The organism is uncultured Dialister sp. (assembly GCF_900538805.1).
Lineage (GTDB): Bacteria > Bacillota > Negativicutes > Veillonellales > Dialisteraceae > Dialister.
In genome coordinates this window covers 1-11237 of sequence record NZ_UPZP01000080.1, presented here as the reverse complement: position 1 = coordinate 11237, position 11237 = coordinate 1, and the positions used below count along the sequence as shown (strand labels likewise).

Genomic DNA, 11237 nt, shown 5'->3' with positions numbered 1-11237 from the left:
TATTTAAGGAGACTTATGACGCAGCATTGGATAAAAATACTTATGAAATTCGATTCTGCGAATGAATCAGTGCTTCCTTAACGTTCTGAAGTTTCCTGCCATCGTCTGATTGAATCCATGATTTCCTCCTTCAGGGAGGACAACAAAAAATCCGTCCCTGACAAATACTTGTCAAGGACGGATATATTTCCGCGGTGCCACCTTGCTTCAGGGAATGACCCCTGCTCTTAGCGAGATACCAGCATATCTCCGGCAACTGACGTATGCCCTACGTCGCAGGCTACTAAGGAAATCCTTTTCACCGCGCCCTCAGCGGTCCATTTAATAACCTGCGTCCTGCCGGCTTCTCAATACCCCGGCTCCCTGTGAGTGCACGAATTATTTTTATCTCCGCTTCAACGGTTTGCTTTTCTTAAGTTGTGGCTATTATAATGCACCGGATATATTATGTCAAGTAGATTTTATTAAGGGGGCCGCTGCGCGGCAATAAAAAAAAGGGGCGCGCCTGACGGCGCAGGTTGTGTAGAAAGGGGCGGAAAAAAGGTTCAGAAGGTTCAAAAGGTTCAGAGGGTTCAGAGGGTGGTGGATTGCCCTACGGGCAATGCTTATAAAGTCAGCGTTACGGGATTAGCCTTCCCGCCCTCACTTGCGCGCATTCTGCATAGAATGCGCGAGTCGGCCAAAGTTGGCCCTTGGCCTGCACATTAAAGGGCCTTCCTTTTATTTGGCCGACCGACCATTCTGAACGAAGTGAAGAATCTCGGTACTTGAAGCATATGAGCCAATCGGTAGTAAATACCAGTCGGCGGGAAGGCTGCCGATTGGCAGTCAGGGCGGCGTAGAGTATCAATTCGGCTTGCAGCGTCGTACACCCCTGCGCCACTTCGTGGCCCTCTTCCCCTAAAGGGGACGCAAGTGCGTTACGGGATTGCCTTTCCTTCTACTTAAGTCACTCTCAGCATAGCGATGAATTAGCCACCTCTGGTGGCTTTCCCACGCCCGCAAGGGCGGTTGTATGGTTTTATCATAATGGCACCCATTAGTTTCAAAGGGTGCCTACCTCCCGCCCTGAGCGACGCGACGCAACCCTTTTATACAACCCTTGGCACCAAGGGACGGAAGGCCCGATGGATGCCATACGCCCCTCTGCCGCGAAGCGGCAGGTCCCTACGGGAATACAGGCTAGCACCGCCCCGCCGACTGATAATTCCTCACGCCCGAACTCGATCCCGATCCCGGCCGCGCCGTCAGGCGCTTCCCAGCTACCAGCTACTAGCCACTTATCCTCTATCTTCTATCGTCTTATTTCTCACCCCATTCACCACTATGGCCGCAAAGCAGAGCGCCCCTCCTGCCAGAAACGATGGGGTCACGGGATTTCCATAGTAGAGGCAGGAGAAGAGGAAACCGAACACCGACTCCATGCTGCTGATAAGGGACACCGTCACGTCGGGGAGGTATTTCTGGGCGCCGTTCTGCAATGTGAAGGCGGCGGCGGTGTTCAATATGCCCAGGAAGAGCACCCCTTCCACGCATTCGCTGCCGGAGGGGAGAAAGGGCCCTCCCTGAAGAGAGAGGAGCAAGAGGGACAGGAGGGCGGCGGCGGAGAACTGGATGAAGGAGAAGACGAAAATGTCCATGTCCTTTTTCATGTATTTCCCTACAAACACAATCTGCAGGGTAAAGAGCAGCGACGAAGAGAGGGTGATGAAATCGCCCAGCCGGATATCCCCTGCCCCGTTTCCTGCAATGAGCCCGATGCCCGAGAGGGCCAGGAAACCACCGGCAAAGGCCTTCGCCGGCGGCCGTTTTTTCAGGACCGCCCAGCTCACAAAGGGCGCCTCCGCCACGTAGGTGGTGAAAAGAAAGGACTGCCTGGCACTGGTGGTATAGCTGAGCCCCCAGAGCTGCACCGCCAGGGACAGCGCCAGAAGAAGGCCCGACAGGAGGGCAAAGACAAAAAGGCCCTTCCATTGCCGGAGAATCCTCCGGTAAAAGAAGGGAAGAAATAAAAGCGCTGCCAGACCGAAGCGCCAGAAAAGCACACCCCAGGGAGAAAGGCCGGTCAAAGCCATTTTCCCCGCCACAAAACCGCCGCCCCAGATAAGGGCGGTGGTCCAAAGCATAAGACGGGCTTTCGCCTCCCGGGAGTTTGGGGTCATAGTATCAGGGTCCTTTGGTCATAGGCCCGCCGATGGCGGGTAGGGTTCATGGGCCTTTGACACGCCTGCGGCGTGAGGGTTCAAAGGGTTCAAAGGGTTCAGAGGGTTCAGAGGGTTCAGAGGGTTCAGAGTGGAAGGTATCGCCCTGCGGGCGATGAGTTTTATATACCGCTGGCGCGGCGGTGGTTGGCGTCTTTTAATTCGTTTAAGACGCCTCTTATGATAAAACCTTTACAACCGCGCCCTTGGCGCGATGGGAAAACAAGCAAACCGGGCTGGCGCCCGTTGGAAATGCACCCCTTCTGCCTACGGCACCTCCCCCGGAGGGGGAGGTTTTAGCGGCGCTATGCTTTAAGGTGCTTATGAGATAAAAGCTGAGCGGAGAGCAAACTTCCCCCTCCGGGGGAAGTACCGCCGTAGGCGGGGATAGGGGTGCATTTCCCTCGCCCGTAAGGGCGGTTGTATGGTTTTACCAGCCCACTAGCCAACTAGCCCACTAGCCCACTAAATTTGTTTTATCCATACTGGCGGCGCAGCCGCCCACCTCAACCCTCGCGCCAAAGGCGCGTCAAACTTTAGCCCCTTAAGAACCCTCGGCCCGAAGGGCCGTCAACCCTCACGCCGAAGGCGTGTCAATGGCGTCACCGTCTCAGCAGGCGATGCTTAAACTTAATCCCCTTAAATCCCGTCACTTTCCGGAAGTATCTTGCCATATATTCGGAAATGATGTAGAAGGCGGGGATAAGGAAGAGGCCGCAGAGGGTGGCGAAGGTCATGCCGCCTACGACGGCTACGCCCATGCCGCAGCGGGCACCGGCGCCGGCTCCGGTGGCGAGGGCCAGGGGGAGGCAGCCGATGATGGCGGTGAAGGCGGTCATGAGGATAGGACGGAGACGGAGTTTGGAGGCGATAACCACGGCTTCCATGGGGTCCATGCCCTTATCCACCCGTTCTTTGGCAAATTCTACGATGAGGATGGCGTTTTTGGCGGCCAGGCCGATGATCATGATGATGCCGATCTGCATGTACACGCTGTTCAGGAATCCTGTGGCGTTTCCGCCCAGCATGGTGGCCAGGATGCGGATGATGTATTCGGAGAATACGGCGCCGAAGATACCGGTAGGTACGGTGAAGAGGACGGCAAAGGGCATGGACCAGCTTTCGTAGAGGGCTGCCAGGCAGAGGAAGGCGAAGACCAGGGCCATGATGAGGACTTTCATGGTGGAGCTGGAGGAGGTGCTTTCTTCGCGGCTCTGGCCGGACCATTCGATGGTGAAGCCGGAAGGCATGACGCTCTTGGCCGCTTCTTCGGCAGCTGCCATGGCTTCGCCGGAGCTGTAGCCGTTGGCGGCGCTGCCCTGGATGGTGACGCTCCTTACGCCGTTAAAGCGGGTAATGGAGGATGGGCCGGTGGTGATGGAGCTGGTAAGAAGGGTGTCCAGGGGCACCATGTTTCCGGAGGACGATTTCACGGAAATAAATTTCAAACTGTCCGCCTGGGAGCGGTACTGGGTGTCGGCCTGCACGATAACCTTGTAGGAGCGGCCGAACTGGTTGAAATCGTTGACCTGGGAGCCGCCGAAGTTGGCCTGGAGAGCGGTGAATACGTCGGACAGGTTGATGCCCAGGTTTTTGATTTTTTCACGGTCCACGGTATACTGCACGCTGGGGGTGTTGGTGGCGTAGCTGGTGCGGACGCCGGAGAGTTCCGGCCTTGCGCTGCAGGCAGCCACCACCTGGTCCGCCACATTGCCCAGTTCCGTGTCGGTGAGGCCCACGTTATCCTGGAGCTGCATGGTCCAGCCGCCTTCCATGCCCAGCCCCGGGAGGGCCGGCGTATTGAAGGCCGCCACCCGGGCTTCCGGATGGAGGGGCACCACGGTTTTGTTGAATTTGGCAATAATGGAGTTTACGCTGAGGTCCGAGGAGGTTCTCTCGTCCCAGCTGTCCAGGGAAATATACACGTTGCCGGAGTTAGAAGTGGAGCCGCCGGAATGGGTCATGATATCCTTGACCCCGGGAATCTGCTTCGTTTCGTCGGCAATGGCGTCCACGGTCTTCACGGTCTGGTTGAGGGATGTGCCTTCGGGCATGGTGACGCTGGCCATGAAGAATCCCTGGTCCTCTTCCGGCACAAAGGTGGTGGGCAGCATTTTGTAGAATACGCCCATGAGGCCGGTGACCAGGATGAGGAATACCGCCGCGTATTTCAGGTGGTGAATCATCCAGCCCACTTTGCCGGTATATTTCTCACGCCAGGAGTCGAAGGCGCTGTTGAATTTCTTGAAGAAGAAACCCAGAGGGCCGCCCTGGATGCCCTTGTCGTCAGCCTTGAGGAGAAGGCCGCAGAGGGCAGGGGTCAAAGTCAAAGCCACGAAGGCGGAAATAGCCACGGATACGGTGATGGTAATGGCGAACTGTTTGTAAAGTACGCCGGTGACACCGCCGATGAAGGCTACCGGGATGAAGATGGACGCCAGCACGGCGGTGGTGGCGATAATCGGTCCCTGCACTTCGTCCATGGCCCTTTCGGTGGCTTCTTTCGCAGATAAGCCGTCCTTGGCCATGTGCTCTTCCACGTTTTCGATAACCACGATGGCGTCATCCACCACCAGCCCGATGGCCAGCACCATGGCGAAGAGGGTGAGCGTATTGATGGTGAAATCAAGGACGATGAAGGTGGCAAAGGTGCCTACGATGGAAACGGGCACCGCCAGCACCGGGATGAGGGTGGTGCGCCATTTCTGGAGGAATACGAATACCACCAGGATAACCAGCAGCAGGGACTCCACGAAGGTGTCCTTCACTTCGCTGATGGATGCATTGATGAAGCTGGTGTTATCCATGACGATGATGTAGTCCAGATCCGGCGGGAAGCTGTCCCTGGCCTGCTCCAGCACCTGTTTCACCTGGCTGATGGTATCCAGGGCGTTGGCGTCGTTGGTAAGCTGTACGCCGAAGCCGATACCGGTTTTACCGTTGATTTTGGAGTTGCTGCTTTCGTTCTGGGTGCCTGTCTGGATTTTGGCTACGTCCTTCAGGTACACGAACTGGCCGTTTGAAGCGGATTTCAGAATAATATTTCCAAACTGCTCCGGCGTGGTGAGACGGCCTTCCACCTTGGCGCTGTACTGCTTTTCCTGGGTGTCCGGCGCCGGCTGGCCGCCGACGGTACCGGCGGGGGCGGAAATATTCTGTTCCTTAATGGCGGAAATCACATCGGACACGGTGAGATTTCTTTCCGCCAGCTTATCCGGATTCAGCCACACCCGCATGGCGTAGCTGGAGCCGAAGGTATTTACGTTGCCCACGCCGTCGATGCGCTGGATTTTGTCCAGGAGGTAAATGTCGGCGTAGTTTTTCAAAAAGGCCTGGTCATAGGTGCCCTTCGGCGAATAGAGGTTGGCCATGAGCACCATGTCGCCGGAGGACTTGCGCACCGTAAGCCCCGTGGTCTGCACGTCGCTTGGCAGGCTGTTCTTGGCCAGGTTCGCATTGTTCTGCACGTTCACGGAGTCCGTATCGCCGTCACTGTCAAGGTCGAACACAATGGACAGGCTGTAGGAACCGTCGTTGCTGGAGGTGGAGGACATGTAGGACATATTCTCCAGCCCGTTCAGCTGCTCTTCAATCACCTGGGCCACCGTCTGGTTCACAATGGTAGCATTGGCGCCGGTGTAGGAGGCGCTGAGACTGATGGTGGGCGGTGAAATCTGGGGATACTGTGCAATGGGCAGGGTCAGAAGGGAAATGGTGCCCAGAAGCACGATGATAATGGAGATGACGATGGCAAAGATAGGCCGCCTTATAAAGAATTTTGACATGGGAGCCTCCTTACTGCGCCGTCACGGCTGCAGTTCCTGAGGCGGAGGAATCGGAGGACGTCATGGAAAGGCCCAGCTCATCGGCATTCGTTTCCGTCACATTCAGCTCCTGTCCTTCCTTCAGGTTCGTCAAACCTTCCACCACCACATTGTCATCCTTCGTGAGGCCGCTCTTTACCACATAATAGCTGCCCACCTGGTCTCCCAGGGTGACCATCTTGGAAACGGACTTATTGTCCGCCCCCACCACGATGACAAAGGACTTGTCCAGCACCTGCTGCACCGCCCGCTGGGGAACAAGGATGGCATCCTTCAAAGGCTGTCCCTCCAGGGTGACCCGGGCAAACATGCCCGGCAGCAGCACATTATCATCATTATTGAAAATAGCCTTGATGGTGAGGGTCCCCGTGCTTTCCGACAGCTCCCGGTCGGCGATGTAATTCGTAGTGGATTCATCGTACTTCTGGCCGTTGCTCAAAGTCAGCGTCGCCGTCGGCGGCTTCGGTCTCTCGCCGTTACCGTCCTCCGGCGCCGGACCCATGCGGAAATTCAGGTATTCATTTTCACTGATGGAAAACTGCACATAAATAGGATTGATGGAGCCCACAGACACAAGAGCCGTATTTCCTGCGGTGGCATAGGTCCCCACCGCCACATCATCCACCGAGAGTTTCCCGGAAATCGGCGCGCGGATCACCGTATCGTCCAGATTCTCCTGGGCCTTCTTCAAAAGAGCCTCCGCATCGTCGTAGCTGGACCGGTTCGAAGCCACCGTAGCCTCCTGGGTAGTCAAAGTCTGCTCCGCAATGGCGCCGGAAGCCTGCAGCTTCTGGTACCGCCCCAGGTCGATCATGGAATTGTTCAGATTCGTCAAAGCCTTGTCCACATTGGAACGGGCAGACAGCACCTCCGACTCATACTGCCGGTCATCCAGCTTGTACAAAGCCTGCCCCTCCGTCACCGGCTGGCCGCTTTTGAAATACTTCTCCACAATGGACCCCGACACCTTCGGTTTAATCACCACGGCGTCCATGGACTTCACCTGTCCCGAATAATCATGACTCACCTTCGTGTCCTGCTGCACTACCTTCATAGCCTTCACCGACACAGCAGAAGACTTCTGCTGCGCACTGCTGCCGCAGCCCGTTAAAAAAACAGCCCCCATACATGCAGCAGCCGCCAGCGCAGCAGCGCGCATTTTCCAATCCATACGCTTCATCATATTCGCTCCTTGAAAACAATGCTTTCTCATTGAAATCATACATTTTTCTTCCATCTTACCATACTCAGAACCATTTGTGAATGTAGCCTAATTACGTAAGATAAATATTTCCTTGGCACTGAAGGTTCAGAGGGTTCAAAAGGTTCAGAGGGTTCAAAGGGTGGTGGATTGCCCTGCGGGCAATGCTTATAAAGTCAGCGTTACGGGATTTACATTTGTGTCTCCAGTGCTGCATGACGAAGAGCTTTAGCCCCCTTCCATAGGAAGGGGGTGGCGCCGTTAGGCGACGGAGGATAGGAGCGTCAGTTCTTTTCTCAAATTTTCGGACCTATCCTCAGGGCTTCGCCCAGCTCCTTCCTGGGGAAGGAGCCTACGTTACGTGCTTCCCTTCCCGCCCTCATCGTCATTCTGAGCCGCAGGCGAAGAATCTCGGTACGCGAGACATTTGAGAAAAACCGTGCTAAATACCAGTGGACGGGAAGGTGCCGCTTCGCGGCGGCGGTGGGCGTCTTTTAAATCGTATATGCCGCCTCTTATGATAAAACCTTTACAACCGCGCCCTTGGCGCGAAGGGAAAACAGACCGACCGGGCTTCGCCCGTTGGAAATGCACCCCTATCCCCGCCTGCGGCGGTACTTCTCCACGGGAAAGCATGTCACTGGATTTTCGGGTCGTTTCACTCCCCTACAAATCCAGTTCCTTTGCCACCCCGGAGGGGGAAGTCTGCTCTCCGCATCCCTTAGTGCTAACTTAAGTAGCTCATTGTATAGCGCCGCTAGAATCTCCCCCTCTCCGGGGGAGACGCCGCCGCAGGCGGCAGAAGGGGTGCATTTCCCACGCGCCAAAGACGCGGTTATACGGTTTTCCAACGAGCGAAGCGAGTTTGGCTTGTTTTTTGCCCCCCGGCGAAGCCCTGTTATAAAGGTTTTATCCATCTGCAAGGCCAGCATTCTGCTGATTGGCTCACTGCGTTCGCCACCCCCCTATCCCGCTTCGCGGGACTCCCCCCTATTCAGGGGGGAGAATGGGCTTCTCTATGCTTACCCTTAGCATCATGTGGCACAATGCTGAGTACCCATAGTGCCCCCTCGAAGAGGGGGAAAGGTGGTGGCGCCAGCCACCAAAGGGGGTGCCGCATTTCCCTCGCCCGAAGGGCGGTTGTACGGTTTTACTAGCTCACTAGTCCACTAGCCCACTAGCTCACTAGCCCGTTTCCTCCCATTTATTCAATTTCCCACCCCTATACTCTCCAAACCGTCCAAATATGCAGAAATTCATATTTTTCCCCAAACTTCTCAAATTTCCTCTTTTTCCCTCTCTTTTCCTTATTGACATAAGGCTCCCATGGTTCCTATAATACAAGCAAAAATAAACAGGGAGGTTTTTCATGAAACAGTTAAAAATCGCTTTAACTGCCCTTGCTGCAGAAAGCGGCATTTCCCAGGAGAACTGGAAGACAGTTCCCCTGAAGGGTGCGGATCTCACCGACGTATCCGCCGTAGTCATGACAAGCCGGGACGAAATCCCCGCCGCCTATGACACCATTCATGCTTTTTCCATTCCCCTTTTCATTCTGGACACCGGCGAAGCGGCCTCGCGGAATATGTCAGAGATTTCCGGCACCCTCCTTCCCATCAAAGAGAAATCGTCCTGGAAGAAAAGAATCACCCGTGCAGCGCTTCAGTATGAGAAGGACCTGCTGCCGCCCTTTTTCGGGGCCCTGATGAAATATACGTCCCGTAAAAATGACGAGTACGACTCCCCCGGCCACCAGGGCGGCGCCTTCTTCCGGAAGCACCCTGCCGGCCGCATATTCTACGATTACTACGGTCCCAACGTGTTCCGCGGCGACCTGTCCAGTTCCGACGTGGACCTGGGGGATTTCCTCATCCACGAAGGAGCAGCCCTATCCGCCCAGAAGCACGCGGCCAGGGTATTTCATGCGGACAAAACCTATTTCGTCCTGAACGGCACATCCACGTCCAATAAAATCGTCATGAACGCCGTGCTCGCTCCCGGCGACATGGTCCTCTACGACCGGAACAACCATAAATCCATCGACCTGGGCCTGGTGCTTTCCGGCGCCATTCCGGTGTACATGGAAACCGCCCGCAACGCCTGCGGCTCCATCGGCGGCATACCGGAAAGATGCTTCGACGAAGACTACATCCGGAAACTGGTGGCTGAGAAAGACCCGGAAAAGGCCAAGGCCGAGCGGCCCATACGCCTGGCGGTGATTGAACTCGGCACCTACGACGGCTGCATGTACAACGCCCGCCAGGTCATCGACCGCATCGGATACCTCTGCGACTACATTTTCTTCGACTCCGCCTGGGTGGGCTACGAGCAGTTCATCCCCATGATGAAAGACGCCTCGCCCCTGCTGCTGGAACTGGGCCCCGACGACCCGGGCATCTTCGTCACCCAGTCGGTGCACAAACAGCAGGCCGGTTTCTCCATGACCTCCCAGATACACAAAAAAGACGCCCACATCCGGGGACAGCAGCGCTACGTTCCCCACAAAAGGATGAACAATGCCTACATGATGCACGCCTCCACCTCCCCCTTCTACCAGCTCTTCGCCGCCCTGGACATGAACGCCCGGATACACGAGGGTGAAGGAGGAAAGAAACTCTGGAAAGACGCCCTCATCCTGGGCATCGAACTTCGAAAGGAAATCATCAGCCGCTGCCACTACTTCCGCCCTTTCCTGCCGGACACCGTGGGAAACAGGAAATGGGAAAGTGCCGACACCGCCCAGATAGCCGCCGACCGCCGTTTCTGGACCTTCGCCCCCAAAGCCAAATGGCACGGATTCAAAGGCTACGGTGAAAACCAGTATTTTCTGGACCCCATGAAACTCATGCTCATCACCCCGGGCATTGATATCGAAACAGGCGCCTACCAGGACTTCGGCATCCCCGCTGCCCTGGCAGCCGAATTTCTCAGGGAAAATAAAATCATTCCGGAAAAAAGCGACCTGAACGACATCCTCTTCCTTCTCACCCCGGCGGAAACAAAAGAAAAACTGGACCGCCTGGTGGATAAACTGGTGGAATTTGAAGCCTTCATAGATAACGACGCCCCCATGGAAAAAGTGCTGCCCAAAGTCTATGAAGCCTACGAAACCTACTACAAAGGCTGCACCATAAGACGCCTATGCCAGGAAATGCACAATTTCTACAAAGAAAGAAACGTGGCAGCCCTGCAGCAGCAGCTCTTCACCCAAGACCACCTGCCCCCTTACGCCATGAGCCCAAGAGAAGCAGAAGGCGAATACTTCCGCGGAAACGGCGAACTCATAGACCTCAAGGACGCAGAAGGCCGAATCGCCCTGGAAGGCGCCCTCCCCTATCCCCCGGGCATCCTCTGCATCCACCCCGGAGAACGCTGGACCAAAACCGCCATCCACTACTTCATGGACCTCATAGACAGCATCAACGCCCTCCCCGGCTTCCCCCCGGAAGTCCAGGGCGTCTACGTGGAAGACGGAGAAGACGGAAAGAAACACGCCTATGGGTATGTGCTCCGCGAATGACACGCCTGCGGCGTGAGGGTTGACGGGCCTTCGGCCCGAAGGTTCTTAAGGTTCTTTGGTTTGACGCAGCCTACGGCTGCGAGGGTTGTGGTATCGCCCATGGAGCCACTACGTGGCAGGATTCAAAGGATTCAGAGGGTTCAGAGGGTGTGGTATCGCCTTCGGCGATGAGTATATAGTCAGCGTTACAGAATTTACATTTGTGTCTCCAGTACCGCATGACGAAGTGCCGGAGCCTCCTTCCTTAGGAAGGAGGTGTCGCCGTTAGGCGACGGAGGAACAGCGTCAGGTCTTTCGCTAAAAAGATTCGGTGTTCCTCAGGGCTTCGCCCAGCTCCTTTCTGAGAAAGGAGCCTGCGTTACGGGACTGCCTTCCCGCCCTCATCGTCATTCTGAGCCGTAGGCGAAGAATCGCCGGTCGACCAACTAAAAGGAAAGCCCTCTTATGGGCAGGCTAAGGGCCAACTTTGGTCGACTCGCGCATTCTATGCA

The 11237-nt window shown here is 55.9% G+C and carries 4 protein-coding genes; 1 reads left to right on the top strand and 3 read right to left on the bottom strand.

Translation table 11 applies throughout. The features are described from left to right. Positions 1-1280: 1280 nt before the first annotated feature. From QZQ29_RS07355 to QZQ29_RS07345, 3 genes are all read right to left on the bottom strand, one after another. Complete coding sequence (locus tag QZQ29_RS07355; RefSeq protein WP_296961866.1) at positions 1281-2126, bottom strand: DMT family transporter; 846 nt, start codon at positions 2124-2126, stop codon at positions 1281-1283. A gap of 677 nt (positions 2127-2803) precedes the next feature. Continuing rightward, positions 2804-5986 carry a multidrug efflux RND transporter permease subunit gene (locus QZQ29_RS07350; protein ID WP_296961865.1) on the bottom strand — a complete coding sequence of 1061 codons (3183 nt, stop codon included), beginning with the start codon at positions 5984-5986 and terminating at the stop codon, positions 2804-2806. A 10-nt stretch (positions 5987-5996) separates the two neighbouring features. After that, entirely contained in the window at positions 5997-7208 is a 1212-nt protein-coding gene (locus QZQ29_RS07345) for an efflux RND transporter periplasmic adaptor subunit (protein WP_296961864.1), read from the bottom strand. A 1387-nt stretch (positions 7209-8595) separates the two neighbouring features. Between QZQ29_RS07345 and speC the strand changes: the two genes are divergently transcribed. Beyond that, positions 8596-10746 carry an ornithine decarboxylase gene (gene speC / locus QZQ29_RS07340; protein ID WP_296961863.1) on the top strand — a complete coding sequence of 717 codons (2151 nt, stop codon included), beginning with the start codon at positions 8596-8598 and terminating at the stop codon, positions 10744-10746. Positions 10747-11237 lie beyond the last annotated feature (491 nt).

What these genes read in the sequence shown, in the direction of transcription:
- QZQ29_RS07345 (WP_296961864.1), bottom strand. Translation starts at nt 7,208, where the DNA reads ATGATGAAGCGTATGGATTGGAAAATGCGCGCTGCTGCGCTGGCGGCT.
- speC (WP_296961863.1), top strand. Translation starts at nt 8,596, where the DNA reads ATGAAACAGTTAAAAATCGCTTTAACTGCCCTTGCTGCAGAAAGCGGC.
- QZQ29_RS07350 (WP_296961865.1), bottom strand. Translation starts at nt 5,986, where the DNA reads ATGTCAAAATTCTTTATAAGGCGGCCTATCTTTGCCATCGTCATCTCC.
- QZQ29_RS07355 (WP_296961866.1), bottom strand. Translation starts at nt 2,126, where the DNA reads ATGCTTTGGACCACCGCCCTTATCTGGGGCGGCGGTTTTGTGGCGGGG.